This is a genomic window from Nakamurella sp. GG22, assembly GCF_052976845.2.
The window spans coordinates 1-15,490 of the sequence record NZ_JBRIIO020000032.1 but is presented as its reverse complement, the minus strand read 5'-3'; the positions used below and the strand labels follow the sequence as shown (position 1 = coordinate 15,490).

The 15,490-nt window shown below is 68.6% G+C and carries 17 protein-coding genes; 14 read left to right on the top strand and 3 right to left on the bottom strand.

Annotation, left to right across the window (positions count from 1 at the left end):
• Nucleotides 1–9: 9 nt before the first annotated feature.
• Entirely contained in the window at nucleotides 10–1,479 is a 1,470-nt protein-coding gene (locus ACVBEQ_RS23795) for a sensor domain-containing diguanylate cyclase (protein WP_447155880.1), read from the bottom strand.
• 308 nt (nucleotides 1,480–1,787) lie between these two features.
• Here ACVBEQ_RS23795 and ACVBEQ_RS23790 point away from each other — a divergent pair, with 308 nt between their 5' ends.
• The 3 genes from ACVBEQ_RS23790 (at nucleotide 1,788) to ACVBEQ_RS23780 (ending at nucleotide 5,446) form a co-directional block, all read left to right on the top strand.
• Nucleotides 1,788–2,699 carry a hypothetical protein gene (locus ACVBEQ_RS23790; RefSeq protein WP_447155879.1) on the top strand — a complete coding sequence of 304 codons (912 nt, stop codon included), beginning with the start codon at nucleotides 1,788–1,790 and terminating at the stop codon, nucleotides 2,697–2,699.
• Nucleotides 2,696–3,433: a hypothetical protein gene (locus ACVBEQ_RS23785; protein WP_447155878.1), complete on the top strand. Its 738-nt coding sequence runs from the start codon at nucleotides 2,696–2,698 to the stop codon at nucleotides 3,431–3,433. The genes ACVBEQ_RS23790 and ACVBEQ_RS23785 overlap by 4 nt, the downstream gene beginning before the upstream one ends.
• 207 nt (nucleotides 3,434–3,640) lie before the next feature.
• Entirely contained in the window at nucleotides 3,641–5,446 is a 1,806-nt protein-coding gene (locus ACVBEQ_RS23780) for a bifunctional metallophosphatase/5'-nucleotidase (protein WP_447155877.1), read from the top strand.
• A 91-nt stretch (nucleotides 5,447–5,537) separates the two neighbouring features.
• Here the strand turns inward: ACVBEQ_RS23780 and ACVBEQ_RS23775 are convergent, their stop codons facing one another.
• Nucleotides 5,538–6,521, bottom strand: coding sequence for an SGNH/GDSL hydrolase family protein (locus ACVBEQ_RS23775; RefSeq protein WP_447155876.1), 984 nt, complete (start codon nucleotides 6,519–6,521; stop codon nucleotides 5,538–5,540).
• A 126-nt stretch (nucleotides 6,522–6,647) separates the two neighbouring features.
• Between ACVBEQ_RS23775 and ACVBEQ_RS23770 the strand changes: the two genes are divergently transcribed.
• The 6 genes from ACVBEQ_RS23770 (at nucleotide 6,648) to ACVBEQ_RS23745 (ending at nucleotide 11,656) form a co-directional block, all read left to right on the top strand.
• A complete protein-coding gene (locus ACVBEQ_RS23770) occupies nucleotides 6,648–7,619 on the top strand; it encodes a TIGR03885 family FMN-dependent LLM class oxidoreductase (protein WP_447155875.1) in 972 nt (323 codons plus the stop codon).
• A complete protein-coding gene (locus tag ACVBEQ_RS23765) occupies nucleotides 7,616–9,298 on the top strand; it encodes an alpha-amylase family glycosyl hydrolase (RefSeq protein ID WP_447155874.1) in 1,683 nt (560 codons plus the stop codon). The genes ACVBEQ_RS23770 and ACVBEQ_RS23765 overlap by 4 nt, the downstream gene beginning before the upstream one ends.
• Nucleotides 9,299–9,343: 45 nt before the next feature.
• Nucleotides 9,344–9,961, top strand: coding sequence for a TetR/AcrR family transcriptional regulator (locus tag ACVBEQ_RS23760; RefSeq protein ID WP_447155873.1), 618 nt, complete (start codon nucleotides 9,344–9,346; stop codon nucleotides 9,959–9,961).
• A 14-nt stretch (nucleotides 9,962–9,975) separates the two neighbouring features.
• A complete protein-coding gene (locus ACVBEQ_RS23755; protein WP_447155872.1) occupies nucleotides 9,976–10,296 on the top strand; it encodes a maleylpyruvate isomerase family mycothiol-dependent enzyme in 321 nt (106 codons plus the stop codon).
• Nucleotides 10,245–10,583 (top strand): maleylpyruvate isomerase mycothiol-dependent enzyme family protein, encoded by a 339-nt coding sequence (locus ACVBEQ_RS23750; protein WP_447155871.1) that lies wholly within the window; start codon nucleotides 10,245–10,247, stop codon nucleotides 10,581–10,583. Before ACVBEQ_RS23755 ends, ACVBEQ_RS23750 begins: the two co-directional genes overlap by 52 nt.
• A 416-nt stretch (nucleotides 10,584–10,999) precedes the next feature.
• A complete protein-coding gene (locus ACVBEQ_RS23745; protein ID WP_447155870.1) occupies nucleotides 11,000–11,656 on the top strand; it encodes a DUF1275 family protein in 657 nt (218 codons plus the stop codon).
• 168 nt (nucleotides 11,657–11,824) lie between these two features.
• On the opposite strand, the gene ACVBEQ_RS23740 is transcribed toward ACVBEQ_RS23745, so the two are convergent.
• The gene (locus tag ACVBEQ_RS23740; protein ID WP_447155869.1) at nucleotides 11,825–12,076 is read right to left on the bottom strand and encodes a hypothetical protein; all 252 of its coding nucleotides are present in this window, start codon (nucleotides 12,074–12,076) and stop codon (nucleotides 11,825–11,827) included.
• Nucleotides 12,077–12,305: 229 nt separating this feature from the next.
• Between ACVBEQ_RS23740 and ACVBEQ_RS23735 the strand changes: the two genes are divergently transcribed.
• From ACVBEQ_RS23735 to ACVBEQ_RS23715, 5 genes are all read left to right on the top strand, one after another.
• The gene (locus ACVBEQ_RS23735; protein WP_447155868.1) at nucleotides 12,306–12,743 is read left to right on the top strand and encodes a VOC family protein; all 438 of its coding nucleotides are present in this window, start codon (nucleotides 12,306–12,308) and stop codon (nucleotides 12,741–12,743) included.
• A gap of 174 nt (nucleotides 12,744–12,917) precedes the next feature.
• A complete protein-coding gene (locus ACVBEQ_RS23730) occupies nucleotides 12,918–13,325 on the top strand; it encodes a TOBE domain-containing protein (RefSeq protein ID WP_447155867.1) in 408 nt (135 codons plus the stop codon).
• Entirely contained in the window at nucleotides 13,322–14,200 is an 879-nt protein-coding gene (gene modA / locus ACVBEQ_RS23725) for a molybdate ABC transporter substrate-binding protein (protein WP_447155866.1), read from the top strand. Before ACVBEQ_RS23730 ends, modA begins: the two co-directional genes overlap by 4 nt.
• A gap of 23 nt (nucleotides 14,201–14,223) precedes the next feature.
• Nucleotides 14,224–15,048: an ABC transporter permease gene (locus tag ACVBEQ_RS23720; protein ID WP_447155865.1), complete on the top strand. Its 825-nt coding sequence runs from the start codon at nucleotides 14,224–14,226 to the stop codon at nucleotides 15,046–15,048.
• A partial coding sequence (locus ACVBEQ_RS23715) for an ATP-binding cassette domain-containing protein (RefSeq protein WP_447155864.1) occupies nucleotides 15,045–15,490 on the top strand: 446 nt, incomplete at its 3' end. The genes ACVBEQ_RS23720 and ACVBEQ_RS23715, both read left to right, overlap by 4 nt.

Below are 15,490 nucleotides of genomic sequence, written 5' to 3'. Positions count from 1 at the left end.
GGGCCCGGCTCAGACGTCGACGACGGTGTCCCTGTCCCTACCTGCCGCCTTGGACCGGTACATGGCCGTATCAGCCTGCACCAGAAGGTGTTTCGGTTCCGGACGCGGCCGGCCATCGGGACGGTACACGGCGATCCCGACGCTCGCGGTCACCGTGAAGTCGGCAGCCGGTCCGGTCAACGGGCGTCGGACCTCCGCGCGGATCCGTGCCGCCAGCACGGTGGCCGCGGCCGCGTCGGTGTCCTCACACAGGACGACGAACTCGTCTCCGCCGAAGCGGGCCGCCGTGTCCTGCGCACGCACCGAGGCGGTGAGACGGGCCGAAACCTGCTCGAGAACGGCGTCGCCCAGGAGGTGGCCGAGCGCATCGTTGATCGGTTTGAAGCCGTCGAGGTCCATGAAGATCACCGCCATCGGTTGCCCCTGCCGGTGCGCGCGGTTCACCGCCTGGATCAGCCGGTACTGCAGCAACTGCCTGTTCGCCAGGCCGGTCAGCTGGTCGTGCATCGCCTGGAAACGGAGCTGCTGCTGCAACAGGATGCGTTGCAGCGCCTGGTTCGCCTGCCCGGCGAGTGCGCGGGCCAGCTCCTGCTCGTGATCGTCCAGATGGCGGTCACCCCCGAAGAAGCAGGCCAGTACTCCGACGTGGTCGCGGTGCGGGGACAGGGCGATGACGTGCACCGCACCGAGCCCGTTCGCCTGCAGTGCCGGGCCGAGCGACGGGCTCTGCAGGTCGGCCGCGGCAATGCTGCCGACCGAGACGGCGGCACCGGAGCGCAGGACATCCGCCTCGGGTCGGTCCGAATCGATGGCGGCGGAGCTGCCGAGCGGGTTCGAACCGCCCACCGTTCGGATCCGCCCCGACTCCCTGTCGGGCATCATGACCGCGCATGCTGCCGCGTCGAAGGCTGTCCGAACGGTCCGGGCAAGCATTCCGGCAAGGGCGTCGACGGTCGAGGCATCACCGAAGGCGGTCGAGGCACGTTGCAGGACGCGAACTCTGGCCTCGGACCGCTCGGCCGCGCGACGGGCGGAGATCATCTCCTGCTCGTAATCCTTACGCCCGGTGGCGTCGAACACCGCGATGCGGGTCCCCCCGGCCGACCCGCCGGTTGCCGGCCGGACAGTCGAGTTCGCCAGCACGGGCAGCGTTCGTTGCCCGTTGCACTGCAGGACGAGCGCTGCTTCCCTGACCTCACCGCCGAGCCGGATCACCGGCAGGAAGCCGGTTTCGTAGGTCCGGCGACTGCTGCCGGACAACAGGTCTGCGAACGATCGGCCGACGATTTCCGAGCGGGTGTAGCCGGTCCAGCGCAGGAAGGTGTCGTTCACCCTGGTCAGCACGCCGTCCTCGGTCGTCGACAACAGGCCGCAGGGGGCGTTCTGGAACTGGTCGTACAGCTCGATCCGGTCGTCCCCGTCGGCGTGCAGCCGGTGCGGCTGTGCCGTCGGTGCCCGTCGTGCCGCGCCCGTACTCATCGGGTGAACATCACGACTACGGGTGCCATGTCGCTCCCTGCCGGCGAAGAGCGGCATCTGTCGGTTCTTCAGTTGGCGCATCGAGCTGTCGTCTGCGCCGCGGCTGGCGATGACGTTCAGTGACATCTGATTAACACACTGTAGCAAATGGAGTGTCCATGACAGGGACAAAATTCGTCGCGGTCGGAGTGAAATGTGCGCTGCATCAAACGTGGGACCTTGGCCCCTGTCGAACCGGCTTCGGCTGCGGCGAGACTGATGGGTGCGGCGGTGACGGCCGCCAGTCCCCTTGGATCGTGGTGAGCGAGATGACAACCCTGCGGCACGGAAGCGCTTCCCGTGCGGAGCTGACCGCTGCGCGCGGCGGCGAACCGGCGGCGGAGCCGACAGTCAGGCACGCGCTGCCTGCCTACTGGCTGTCGGGAGCGTTGCTGCTGGTGGTGTGCATCGCCGCCGGGCTGACGTACTTCTGGGACGGACTGCTCACCGGTCCGGCAGCGATGAACGGGTCCGCGCGTGGCACCGCCCTGGTGCTGCTCGTCCTCACGGCGCCGGTCCTGGCGGTGTCCATGGCGGTGGCGGCGCGCGGGTCCGCACGCGCCGTCATCGTCTGGCTCGGTGCGCTGGGCACGATCGTCTACAACGCCCAAATGTTGCTGTACGGAACGCCTTTCAACCAGTTGTTCCTGCTGTATGTGGCGATGCTCGGGTTGTCGCTGTGGTCGGTCGGCACGCTGCTCGCCGGTGGCACGGTGGGTCGGCTGGCCACTCGGATGTCGGCCGCGATGCCGGTGCGCCCGCTGGCGGTCTATGTCTGGGTCATCGCCGGTCTCAACGCGCTGCTGTGGCTGCGCACGATCGTGCCCGCGATCCTCGACGAACGGCCGTCCTCCGTGGTCGACGGGACCGGCATCGCGACCAATCCGGTGTTCGTCCAGGACCTCGCGATCTGGTTGCCGCTGGCCGTGATTGCGGGCATCTGGTTCTGGCGCGGGCGCGACCTCGGTTTCGTCGTGGTCGGCGGCCTGCTGGCGATGTGGGTACTGGAGGGCGTCACCGTCGCGGTCGACCAGTGGTTCGGTGCCGCCGCCGATCCGGCGTCGACCGTGGTCAGCTCCTCGGCGGTCGTCCCGCTCGCGGTTCTCGCGGTGGTCGGGCTCGCCGCGCTCCTCGCCTTCCTGCGCTCCGTGCTGTGCCGGCCGGCGGCGCAGAGCGAGTGACCGAACTCGGGGAGGCCGACTGGCTGGCGGAGGCGGACCGCCTGCTGCCGGGGATCCTGCCTGCCGAGGAGTTTGTCGCGCGGACGGCGGCAGCCGCCCGCACCGCCGGGTTCGCCAGCGGTGACACCCTGCCGCTGGTCGCCACCTGCCGCGACGAATTGCTGGTCGGCTTCACCGAGCTGGTGGACCGCGCATGGGGACCGCATTTCCCGATCGGATCGCTCGGTGGTCTGGTGTTCGCCGGTGTCAGCGGTCTAGGGGCGGCCGTCGGCCATGCACCGAATCGCGGCCGCCGTCGGGTGGTTCTCTTCGCGATGCCGCACGTGGGAATTGCCGGCGACGGCACGGTCGGAATGGTCCGTCGACCCGGGCAGCGGGCCGGTTCGCCAGCATGCGGCCCGCTCGTCACGTTCCTGCGGGAAGTCCGCTACGGCAGTCTGCGGTTGGAGTATGACCGGCTCGATCCCGAGATGAGCCTGCTGCGGACACGCCTCGCCCCGGCGATGCTCGGTGGCCACCCGCCGGACCTGCTGACGTTGACCGCAGTCGCCCGGGACGCGGCGATCAGCGACATCGGCGAGATCAACGACCTGACCGGAGGGGACGGGGCGGCAGTGGTGCTCAGCGGCATCGTTGTCCACGGGCCGTTCGGCCAGGAATTCGTCGCGCCGCACCTGGCGGAGATTCGCTTCGCGCCCGGGGCCGATGAGCCGGTGCAGCCGCTGAACTGGTGACGTCCGAGCCCGTTCCGTACCTGCCTGGGGGCTTCGTCCGGCTCGGATTGCTTGCTGTTGCACAGGTTTCACGCGGTAGGGGTGTGGAGTTCGGCCGAAGTGTGATGGGCTGAGCCGCCCGGGGAACACCCTCGGCGACCACTTTCCCTATCCCCCGTTCGGGCACCGCGGGCCACCGCCGGCGTCGGCACGAACAGAAGGAGACCCATGACAACGACTGTTCGGCGGCGACTCGGTGCCGCCGGCATCGCCGCTGCCACTGCCTTCACCGTTCTGGTGGCCACCGGCCCGAATTCGGTAGCTGGAGCACCGGCGGGCACCGCTGCCGCGGCCGGTTCATCCGGATCATCCAGCACGTCCGGCTCGTCCCATCATCCGAAGGGCCCGAAGCCGATCGACGTGCAGCTGTTGGCGCTGAACGACTTCCACGGCAATCTCGAGCCGCCCAGCGGCTCCAGCGGACGGATCCAGACCGGCGTCAACTCGGCCGGCCCGGTGTACGTGGACGCCGGTGGTGCCGAGTACCTGGCCACCGAACTGGACCTGCTACGTCAGGAACAGAAGAAGAAGAACACCATCACCGTCGCAGCGGGCGACCTGATCGGTGCTTCGCCGCTGCTGTCTGCCGCCTTCCACGACGAGCCGGCCATCGAATCTCTCAACCTCGCCGGCCTGCAGTACGCGAGCGTGGGCAACCACGAATTCGACGAGGGTGCCGCCGAACTGCTGCGGATCCAGAACGGCGGCTGTCACCCGGTTGACGGCTGCGCCGACGGGACCCCCTACAAGGGTGCCGAATTCCAGTACCTCTCGGCGAACGCCTTCGTCACCGAGACCGGCAAGCCGCTGCTGCCGCCGTACGCCATCCACAAGGTGCAGGGCGGCGTCAAGATCGGCTTCATCGGCATGACGCTCGAGGGCACCAAGGAGATCGTCAGCCAGCAGGGCGTCGCCGGCCTGGACTTCGCCGACGAGGTGGCCACCGCGAACAAGTACGCCAAGGAGCTCCGCCGCAAGGGCGTGCAGACGATCGTGGTGCTGCTGCACCAGGGCGGTCAGCAGACCGGCCCGAACGCGTACGACATCAACGGCTGCAACGGGTTGACCGGTCCGATCGTCGACATCGCCGCCGGGATGGACCCGTCGATCGACGTCGTGATCAGCGGACACACCCACCAGGCGTACAACTGCGAGCTGTCCGGGAAGCTGGTCACCAGCGCCAGTTCGTTCGGCCGGCTGGTGACCGACATCGACCTGCGGATCGATCGGCGCACCGGTGACGTGATCTCCGCGGCTGCCGAGAACGTCGTCGTGCAGCGGGATGTCGCCAAGGACGCCGAGCAGATCGCGCTGATCGAGCGGTACAACACGGTGCTGGGACCGATCGCCGACGAGGTGGTCGGCGAGACCTCGGCCGAACTGATGAAGGCACAGGAAAAGCTGTTCGGCGCCTTCCTGGGTGAGTCGCCGTTGGGCAACGTCATCGCCGACGCCCAGTTGGCGGCGACCAACGACGAGCAGAGCGCGGTGGCCGCCTTCATGAATCCGGGCGGCGTACGGGCCGATCTCAATGCCGGCCCGGTCACCTACGAGGAGGCCTTCAACGTCCAGCCCTTCGCGAACAACCTGGTGACGCTCGACCTGACCGGGGCGCAGATCCAGTGCCTGCTGGAGCAGCAGTTCGTGGTCGGCCGGACCCTGCAACCGTCCTCGACCGTGTCGTACGTTGTCGACCCGGCCGGTGTCATCGGGACGGTGGCGGACCCGTGCTCGGGTGATGTCGTGCGGGACGACAGCGTGCGGCTCGGCGGCACGCCGATCACCGACACCGCCACCTACCGGGTCACGGTGAACAACTTCCTGGCGGGTGGCGGCGACGGTTTCTCGGTGCTGACCGGCGGGACGAACGCGGTCACCGGCGTGATCGACCTCGACGCCTTCACCGCGTACCTCACGGATGCGTCGCCGGTGGCGGCGCCGACCCTGGATCGAATCCAGGTCGCGGCCGGGTGAGCTGAACCCGTTGACAACGGAAGGGGCGGTCGCCGGGCAACCGGTGACTGCCCCTTCCGATCGTCCGCACGGTTTGTCGCAGCGTCGGGCGTCAGAACAGCAGCTGACGACCGACGGCCAGGGCGTACAGCAGCTGGCCGAACCTGTTGGGGTGCAGGGCCCCGCCCGGATCCTGAGCCGGCGCGCCGGGCGTCCCGGGCAGGGTGAACAGGTAGATCGCCGGGGTCGCGCTGCACAGATCATGACCTTCGAAGAGCGCACTCACCGGCGCATAGCGGAGGTGATGGCGGCGTGCGGCCTCCTTGATGACGCCGTTCAACGCGGTGACCATCTGCTCTGCGATCGCCAGTTCGCCCGCCGTCATGACGGCGCTGCAGACCCCGCCGCCGTCGCCGAACAGGCTGGGGTAGTCGGTGACGACGACCCGCGCTCGCGACCCTGTGCTGTCGAGGCGGTCCTCGATCGCCGAATAGAGCGCGTCGAGCAGTCCTGGCCCGGTCCTCGGGATGCTGTCGAGAACCTGCTGGATGGTCTGCCCGTTGCGCAGGGTCGTCGAGGGCGTGCACTCGCCTGTGAGGCAGAGGGTCTCGATCTCACCGACGAAGTAGTCATTGCCAAGAGCCTGCACGGTGACGACATCGGTGCGGCGGGTGATGCTCTCGATCTGTGGGGCTTCGGTGCCGTTCGGCCCGATGCCGGAGACCTGCGTGGTCGTGGCCCCCGAGCAGGCGACAAACGCCTGCAGGCGGATGGCCCTCAGCTGTGCCAGCAGCGGTCCGTACGCGTCATCCGAGCGTTTGCACTTCCCGGACTTTGCGATGTACGGCGTGTTCCCGACGCCGCTGGCGAACGAGTCGCCCAGCACCACCAGGTCCAGCGGGCCACGGCGCGCCGACGCCCGATCAGCGGCACCGGCTCCCGTGTCGACAAAGTCGGCGCCGACACGCTCGATGCCAACGGCTTTCGCATCAACAGCTGCAATGTCAACAGCCGCGGTGGTACCGACTCCTGAGACGGACATCGCCGCCGTCAGCAGCACTCCGAGAATCACGCGGACCGATCGACGTTGTCGCATGGCGGTCATCCCTTCCCCGGCGAGTAGCCAACCGCCGATGTCGCACCTTTGTCCATAGGCTGTCCAGGTCATCCGTTGCTTCGAACGCTGAGGTTTGGACGGACGGCACCGGGGAACCGTGCAGCAATGGTCTCGATCGGCTTCCACGCCTCCCACGAACAGGTGCACCCGAGAGTGCTGTTGCGCGACGCCGTGCACGCCGAGGAGGCCGGCTTCGACGCGGTGATGTGCTCGGATCACCTGGCGCCGTGGACCAACGCCCAGGGTCACTCGGGATTCACCTGGACCTGGCTGGGGGCGGCATTGCAGGCCACCCGGCGGGTGCCGATGGGCGCCTTCCACGCCCCCGGTCAGCGGTACCACCCGGTGATCTCCGCCCACGCGATGGCCACCACGGCCGCGATGTTCCCGGACCGGTTGCCGTGGGTGGCGCTGGGCAGTGGCGAGGCGCTGAACGAGCACGTCACCGGTGACAGGTGGCCGGTCAAGGCGGATCGCATGGAGCGGCTGCGTGAATGCGTCGACATCATGCGGGCGCTGTGGCGGGGCGAGGAGGTCACGCACAGCGGCCATGTCGTCGTTGACCGGGCCAGGTTGTGGTCGCTGCCCGACCGGCCACCGGACCTGGTCGCAGGTGCGGTCAGTGCGGAAACCGCCGCCTGGGCAGCGGGTTGGGCGGACGGGTTGATCACGGTGAATCAGCCGCCGGAGACGCTGCGCCGGGTGGTCGGTGCCTACCGCGACGCGGGCGGCCGCGGTCCCGTGCGCCTGCAGGTCCACGTGTCGTACGCCGACAGCGAGGAGGAGGCACTTGCCGTTGCGGTCGACCAGTGGAAAGGCAATTGCGTGCCGACCACGCTTGCCTGGGAATTGCAGACACCGGAACAGTTCGAAGCGGCCACCCGGCACGTGCCGCCGTCCGAAGTGGCTGCCAACGTGCGGGTCTCGGCGGACCTCGGCCGGCACCGTGAATGGATCCAGGAGTACATCGATCTCGGGTTCGACGACCTCTTCCTGCACCATGTCGGGCAGAACAACAGCGCTTTCATCGATGCATTCGGGCATTCCGTCCTGCCGCAATTGCAGGCCGCCGCATGAGGGCCACCCGGACCGGTGACCTGTGGTGGAAAACGGCTGTCATCTACTGCCTCGATGTGCAGACGTTCTACGACTCGAACGGCGACGGTATCGGCGATTTCGCCGGACTCGCCGAGCGGCTCGACCATCTCGTCGAATTGGGCGTGACCGTCGTCTGGTTGATGCCGTTCTATCCGACCGCCGATGTCGACGACGGCTACGACATCACCGACTTCTACAGCGTCGACCCGAGACTCGGCACCCTCGGCAATTTCGTCGAATTCCTCCGGGCCGCCCGGTCCAAAGGCCTTCGGGTGATTGCGGATCTCGTCGTCAACCACACCAGCGCCGACCATCCGTGGTTCCGCTCGTCCCGCTCGTCGGTCGACTCCCCGCACCGTGACTGGTATGTCTGGCGGGACGAGCCCGGTCCCGAGCAACCCGGTGATGTGGTCTTCCCGGATCGGGAGAGCAGCATCTGGGCCAAGGACCGCAAGACCGGCCAGTACTACCTGCACCGCTTCTACCGCAGCCAGCCCGATCTCAATGTCGCCAATCCAGAAGTGCGGGACGAGATCGCGCGGATCATCGGATTCTGGATGGAATTGGGTCTGTCCGGGTTCCGGGTGGACGCCGTTCCATTTCTCCTGGAGACCTCCGGAATCGACGGCGGTACCGAGCAATTGCCGCAGCCGCACGATTACCTGCGCGATCTCCGCTCGTTCCTCGGCAGGCGCGACGGCGAGGCGATCATGCTCGGCGAGGTCAATCTGCCGCACACCCAGGCGCTCGAGTTCTTCGGCAACGAGAACGGCAACGAGCTGACGATGCTGTTCGACTTCCCGACCATGCAGGCAATGTTCCTCAGCCTGGCGCGGCAGGATGCCGGTCCGCTGCGCTCGGCCATGGTCGGCAGGCCACCGAGCCCTAGCGACGCCCAATGGGCGGTCTTCGCACGCAACCACGACGAGTTGACGCTCGACAAACTCAGCGGCGCCGAACGTCAGGAGGTCTTCGCGGCCTTCGGGCCGGAGAAGAACATGCAGCTCTACGGCCGGGGACTGCGCCGGCGGCTGCCGACGATGCTGGACGGCGACGCCCGCCGGATCCGGCTCGCGTACAGCCTGACGCTGTCCCTGCCGGGAACCCCCACGCTGTTCTACGGCGAGGAGATCGGGATGGCCGAGAACCTTGACCTGGACGGCAGGATGGCGGTGCGGACGCCGATGCAGTGGCATTCCGGCGACCTGGGCGGGTTCAGCACCGCCAAGGATCCGTCGGTGATCTGCCGGCCGTTCCCGCCGCCGCCCTGGGGACCGGATCAGGTGAACGTCGTGGACCAACGGCACGACCCGGATTCACTGTTCTCCTTCCTGCGGGAACGGATCCGCGCCTACCGGGAATGCCCCGAACTCGGCTGGGGCACGCTGTCGGTGCTCGAGCACGATGTGCCGTCCGTCTTCGCCCACCGGTGCGACTGGGGGAGCGGGTCGCTGCTGCTGTGCCACAACCTCGGCACCTCGCCCGAGACGGTGTCGCTCTCATTGCTCGGCCAGCAGCCCGGCACCAGGGTGGTGGATCTCTTCGACCACACCACGGAGCTGACGGTCGCCGATGACGGCGGGTTGAAGATCGAGATGGAGCCGTACGGTGCGCGCTGGTTCCGGTTGCTGACAGGCACCAGTACGGAGCTCGTGTAGCCACTACATCTGTTGTATTCGGCACTACAGGTGTAGTGTCAGCGCATGGCGAGTCGCCGCGACGCAGTGTTGGACGCGGCACTGGGTGTGCTCGGGTCGCAAGGCGTCCGCGGCGTGACACACCGTGCGGTGGACGCCGCTGCCGGCCTGCCGATGGGCTCGACGTCCAACTACTTCAGAACCCGGGACAGCCTGTTCGCAGCCGTCGCCGACCGTGTGGTCGACGTCGAGCGGAGCGAGTGGGAGGCCATCGCCGCGACCATCGATCCGCGGACGCCCGCCGAACTGGCGGCGGCGCTCGGTGCGTTCGCACGGGCCGCCACCGGTCCGCATCGCCTGGTCACCCTCGCCCGGTATTCGCTTCTGGTGGAGGGTGCCCGGTACCCGCCCCTGCGATCGCAGCTGGCGGCCGGCGGCAGCCGGGTCGACCTCTACTTCGAGAACTGGTTGCGGCGCATCGGGTCTCGGCACCCGAACCGCGACCTGCGGCTGATGGCCAACGCGGTCACCGGCTTCATCCTGCACGACCTGGCGATGCCCGACCCGTTGTTCGATCCCACCTCCGACCTGACGGATCTCATCGGGGTTCTGGTCGGCTCGGCCGTCAACTCGGCGGTCGCCTCGACGGTCGACACGGGTACCGGCGCGACGCCCCGACCCTGAGGGAGCGATGAACAGTGGATGACGACGACGTCTGGCGGGCGATCGATGCGCAGCGGATCGGCCTGGCAGAGATCATGGACGGCCTGTCGGAACAGGAGTGGCGGCATCCGTCGCTCTGCGAGGGGTGGACGGTGCGGGACGTCGCCGCCCATCTGACGATGCAACAGATCGGGCTGGGAGATCTGCTGCGTCAGACACCGCTGGTGGTCGCGGCCCGCGGGAGTTTGAACCGGGTCATCCACGATGCTGCCTGCCGCCGAGCGGCGCAGCCGACGGGGCCCTCGTGGGTGAGATCCGCGGAATGGTCGGGTCCCGCCGGCACAACATCGGGGTGACCTGCCGGGAGACGCTGATCGACATCCTGGTGCACAGCCAGGACATCGTCATCCCCCTCGGGCGCCGGTTGGAGCTGCCACCGGATGCCGCGGCTGCGGCCGCGACGCGGATCTGGTCGCGCGGTTGGCCGTTCTATCCGCGCCGACGCCTGCGGGGCTATCGACTGATCGCGACGGATGTCCCGTGGACGGTGGGGGAGGGCGAGCAGGTCAGCGGACCCATCGCGTCGCTGCTGCTGCTGATGACCGGCAGGCTGAGCGGTGTCGATCAGGTGGTGTCGCCCTGACAGAGATGGATCGCGATTGCCCAGGCGACGAACACGACCCAGATCCCGATGTCGAACAAGCTCGCTGGATCGTGCACGGTTTCCCCCAGCCGGTGCGGTCGTGTGTCGGTGTGTCCGTCTACATCTGATGCGGACTGTTGTGGCGGTCGTTCAATGCTTCCTCCATTGTCCTGGGCGGTCGGCTGTTTCTCTCTCCGCGAGACCTCGCTCCGACGATCGACGCCGCGGCGCGCGTGAACCCAGCTGCGCGGCGGGCTAGGCAAATCGGATGAGCCGGTGCGTCCAGCGTTTTCGTGTGCCGGCGGGTGCAAGCCCGCGCGCTGCGAGCGGGTGGCCGACGGTGTCCCGTACCTTCGACCGACACGCCCGGGTGACCGGATCGCCCGGGCCGGGGCGGAAGTTGACCCTGTCGCGCCATGACATCACCGCAACAGACCACCCAGGGACGACGTGCCGTCGCGGCTCTGCTCGTCCTCTCCTTCGCGGCCGGCGCGGCCGACGCCTTCGCCTTCCTGCTGCTCGGCGGGATCTTCACCGCGAACATGACCGGCAACCTGATCCTCGCTGGACTGCCCACCCGCCCCGGGTACCTGTCCGTCCTGCTGGGCGCCGCGCTCGCCGTCACCTCGTTCTCCGTCGCCCTGTACGGCGGATTTCGTCTGCAACGCAGTGGTTCTCGCGTGCTGACCCTGTTGTTGGTCGCCGCTGCCCTGCAGATCCTCGTCGCCGCACTGTGGTGGGCGAGCGGTGTTCGCGATGCGCAGCCCTTCCAGTCGCTGGTCATCGCTCTCACGGCTGCAGCGCTGGGTCTGCAGACGGTTGCCGGGCGCACCGTGTCGGGCAAGAGCGGTATCACCACGACCTTCGCCACCGGCACCATCACCGCATCGATGAAGGCCCTGGCTCTGCGGGAGAGCGACAAGCAGCTGCCGGTACGGCTCGGCTCGGTCGCTGCGTTGACCGGCGGAGCTCTCGCCGGCTCCGCGCTGATCGCGATATCGCAGCCGCTCGGTGCCGCCCTCGCGGCTGCCGCGACGCTGACCGCCGGTGCCCTGCTGGCGACGATGCGCTGACCTTTCCGATCGCAGCCCGGGCGGCAGGGTGGTCGGCCGGGTCTGGACCGTGGCAGCCAGGTCCCCGCCGGGCCGCGCCCGTTGATGAACCACCGCCTCGCTCGCGCCGGCCCTCCCTTGCTCGAGCCGCAGCGTGGGCACCCCACAGGCGGGGAGAGTGAGCGGGCATCAGGCGGGCTCGTCGGGTCGCACCCAGAAGGGGCGGCCGATGCCAAGCGCCTCGGAATCGCCGATGCCGACCCGCATGCAGGGTGGCACCTCGAGGACGTGCCCGCACCGCAGGCACCAGTACGTCCGGTGGCCGGTGTGCCCGGCGGTGCAGCCGCACGGCTCCCACCCGATGATCACGCTCCCGCCGACGAAGGCGTGGCCGCCCGGGCAGTCCGCTGGGCGTTGCTCGGTAATGGCGTGATCGACCATCGATCGAACATACGTTCTAATCACTCGAGCCGCATCATCCAGGTTGACCGGGACCGGAAGTCTGCACCGATCGGCTCAGGGGCCTGCGTCTGACGGGTAAACGTCACCGCGGATTCGCGCGAGCCAGGATGTCGAGATCGGTAGAACAGCTCCGTTCCACAGGTAGCGGCGAGCCACTGCGATGCGCGTCAGCAAGATGTCCACACCACGAACCCAGGGAGTCGAACCCATGCCCATCAAGCTTGAGAACGTCGGCATCGCCGTCCGCGACCTCGACGAGACGATCGCCTTCTTCACCGACCTCGGCCTGACCGTTGTCGGCCGTGACACGGTCAGCGGAGAGTGGGCCGACACAGCCGTCGGCCTCGACGGCAACCACGCCAGGATCGCCATGCTGCAGACGCCGGACGGCAATGGCCGCCTGGAGCTTTTCGAGTACATCCATCCCGACGCGATCGAGACGGAGCCGACCCGGCCCAACGAGATCGGGATGCACCGCGTCGCGTTCTCGGTGGACGACATCGACTCGGCCCTCGAGATCGCGGCGAGGCACGGCTGCCACCCGCTGCGCGGCGTGGCGACGTACGAGGACATCTACAAGCTCAGCTATGTCCGCGGCCCGAGCGGCATCATCGTGATGCTGGCCGAAGAGCTGAAGAAGAGCTGACCGCGGGGCAGCGGCCGCGGATTCCGTTCGTCTGGCAGGTACGGCCGCTGGCCTCTTTCCCTTGTCCACGAGCCGCCCGCCGCGGTGCGGACCGTCGACTCGACTTGGGGGGCGTCGTCACGTGCAGCTCGAACGGCTTGCTGGATCCGCGTCTGCGGATCTATCGTGCGGATCATGCCGCAGTTCCGTATTCGCGAAGCGTCCGAGCTGCTCGGCGTCAGCGACGACACCGTCCGCCGGTGGATCGACGCCGGCGTCCTGCCGGCAGTCAGGGACGACGTGGGACGGAAGGTCATCGACGGCGTCGCGTTGGCGGAATTCTCCCGGCATCACGCGGCCACCCCGGCGCCCGACCCGTCCGGCGTGCAGCGGTCCGCACGCAACCGGTTCGTCGGCCTGGTCACCAGGGTCATCGCGGACGGGGTGATGGCGCAGGTCGAGATGCAGTGCGGCCCGCACACGGTGGTGTCGCTGATGAGCAGCGAGGCGGCTCGCGAACTACAGCTCGAACCCGGTCGGATGGCCGTTGCCGTTGTGAAGGCGACGACGGTGATCGTCGAAACCGCGGGAGGTTCGTCGTGAGGCGCCGCCGGAGCGGTGCGGTCCTGGCGGTGTTCGCGGGTTGCCTGGTCCTGCTGGCCGCCTGCTCGACCGCGTCGCCGAGCACAGCATCGTCGAGCACCGCATCACCGAGCACCGCGTCGCCGAACACGGCCCCAACCGGCTCGGCACCGGCCGGCTCGGCATCGTCGAGCGACACCGCGGCGACACCGTCCGGTGAGACCACACTGACGGTGTTCGCGGCCGCCTCATTGAAGAAGACCTTCACCGAGATCGGAGAGATGTTCGAGCAGCAGAACCCCGGGATGAGGGTCACCTTCAGCTTCGCCGGTTCCTCGGACCTGGTGTCGCAGATCATCGCCGGTGCTCCGGCCGACGTGTTCGCCTCCGCCGACACCTCGAACATGACCAAGGCGTCCGACGCCGATCTCGTTGCGGGTTCCCCGGTCACCTTCGCGACGAACACCCTGACGATCGTGACCCCACCCGGAAACCCCTCCGGCATAACGGGTTTCGCCGATCTTGCCCGAACGGACCTTACGCTGGTGGTCTGCGCGCCGCAGGTGCCCTGTGGCGCGGCGGCGGAAAGGCTCGAAACCGCAACAGGTGTGACGTTGACACCGGTGAGCGAGGAGTCGTCGGTGACCGACGTGCTGAACAAGGTCACCACCGGCGAGGCGGATGCCGGACTGGTCTACGTCACCGACGCGTCCGCGGCCGGCGACAAGGTCACCGCGGTGAGCTTCCCGGAAGCGACCACGGTGGTGAACACCTACCCGATCGCGGCGCTGACCGGTGCGGCAAACCAGGGGTCGGCAACGTCATTCGTGGAATTGGTCAGCGGCCCGGATGGGCAGCGGATCCTGGCCGCTGCCGGTTTCGAGCCGGCGCCCTGACCGGATCCCGGAGTGAGCGTGCCGTGACCGCCGGCGATCCGCCCCGACGGCGGCGACGGCCGCTCGGCGACTCCGGTTTGCCGACGTGGGTTTTCGTGCCCGCCGCGTTGGGCGGAGTGTTCATCGTGCTGCCGCTGTGCGCCGTGCTGCTGCGGGTTCAGTGGTCCGACTTCTGGGTTCTGATCACGTCCGAGTCGTCGGTGGACGCGTTGTGGCTCAGTCTCCGGACGTCCACGGCGAGCACCGTGCTGTGCGTGCTGCTCGGGACGCCGATGGCACTGGTGCTGGCGCGATCCGCCTTTCCCGGGTTGCGGGTGGCCAGGTCGCTGGTGCTCCTGCCGCTGGTGCTCCCGCCGGTGGTCGGCGGGATCGCCCTGCTCTACACGTTCGGCCGGCAGGGTCTGCTCGGCGGCACCCTCGACGTACTCGGCTGGCGGATCGCCTTCTCCACCACCGCGGTCGTCATCGCGCAGACGTTCGTCGCCCTGCCGTTTCTCGTGCTCAGCCTTGAGGGGTCGCTGCGGACCGCCGGGCGACGCTACGAAGCGGTGGCCGCAACACTGGGCGCGAGCCCGACGACCGTGCTGCGCCGGGTCACCATTCCGATCGTGTTGCCGGGACTGGTGTCCGGGGCGGTGCTGTCCTTCGCCCGGGCCCTGGGGGAGTTCGGCGCCACCCTGACATTTGCCGGCAGCCTGCAGGGAGTGACCAGGACCCTGCCGCTGGAGATCTACCTGCAGCGCGAGGCCGACGCCGACGCGGCCGTCGCCCTGTCCCTCGTGCTTGTCGTGGTGGCAGTGCTGATCGTGCTGGCGACCCGGGGCCGGGCCACCGAGGGCTCGCTGTGACCACCGCGTCGCGGGCCGAGGCGAACGGGGTGCCGGCAGCCGGGGCCGGCGAGTTGACGCTCCGGGCGACCGTCGAGGACCGGGGCATCGACCTGACATTCCGGGTGCGACCGGGTGAGGTGGTCGCCGTGCTGGGCGCCAACGGTGCCGGGAAATCCACGCTGCTGTCACTGATCTCGGGCCTGACCCGGCCGGATGACGGAGTGATCACCCTGGACGGCACGGTCCTGGTCGACATCGCCCGTGGCGTGTGGGTGCCGCCGCACCAGCGCGGCGTCGTGCTGCTGGCCCAGCAGGCGCTGCTGTTCCCGCACCTGACCGCGGAGGCGAACGTGGCGTTCGGTCCCCGCAGCCAGGGCAGCACCCGCCGGCACGCGAACGCGGAGGCACGGCGCTGGCTCACCGCGGTCGACGCCACCGAATTCGCCGACCGGAAGCCGGC

Bases quoted from the DNA above. Each gene is read 5' to 3' on its own strand.
- ACVBEQ_RS23740 (WP_447155869.1), bottom strand. From the start codon at position 12,076: ATGGTCGATCACGCCATTACCGAGCAACGCCCAGCGGACTGCCCGGGC.
- ACVBEQ_RS23735 (WP_447155868.1), top strand. From the start codon at position 12,306: ATGCCCATCAAGCTTGAGAACGTCGGCATCGCCGTCCGCGACCTCGAC.
- ACVBEQ_RS23770 (WP_447155875.1), top strand. From the start codon at position 6,648: ATGGTCTCGATCGGCTTCCACGCCTCCCACGAACAGGTGCACCCGAGA.
- ACVBEQ_RS23795 (WP_447155880.1), bottom strand. From the start codon at position 1,479: ATGAGTACGGGCGCGGCACGACGGGCACCGACGGCACAGCCGCACCGG.
- ACVBEQ_RS23760 (WP_447155873.1), top strand. From the start codon at position 9,344: ATGGCGAGTCGCCGCGACGCAGTGTTGGACGCGGCACTGGGTGTGCTC.
- ACVBEQ_RS23745 (WP_447155870.1), top strand. From the start codon at position 11,000: ATGACATCACCGCAACAGACCACCCAGGGACGACGTGCCGTCGCGGCT.
- ACVBEQ_RS23730 (WP_447155867.1), top strand. From the start codon at position 12,918: ATGCCGCAGTTCCGTATTCGCGAAGCGTCCGAGCTGCTCGGCGTCAGC.
- ACVBEQ_RS23790 (WP_447155879.1), top strand. From the start codon at position 1,788: ATGACAACCCTGCGGCACGGAAGCGCTTCCCGTGCGGAGCTGACCGCT.
- ACVBEQ_RS23775 (WP_447155876.1), bottom strand. From the start codon at position 6,521: ATGCGACAACGTCGATCGGTCCGCGTGATTCTCGGAGTGCTGCTGACG.
- ACVBEQ_RS23765 (WP_447155874.1), top strand. From the start codon at position 7,616: ATGAGGGCCACCCGGACCGGTGACCTGTGGTGGAAAACGGCTGTCATC.
- ACVBEQ_RS23780 (WP_447155877.1), top strand. From the start codon at position 3,641: ATGACAACGACTGTTCGGCGGCGACTCGGTGCCGCCGGCATCGCCGCT.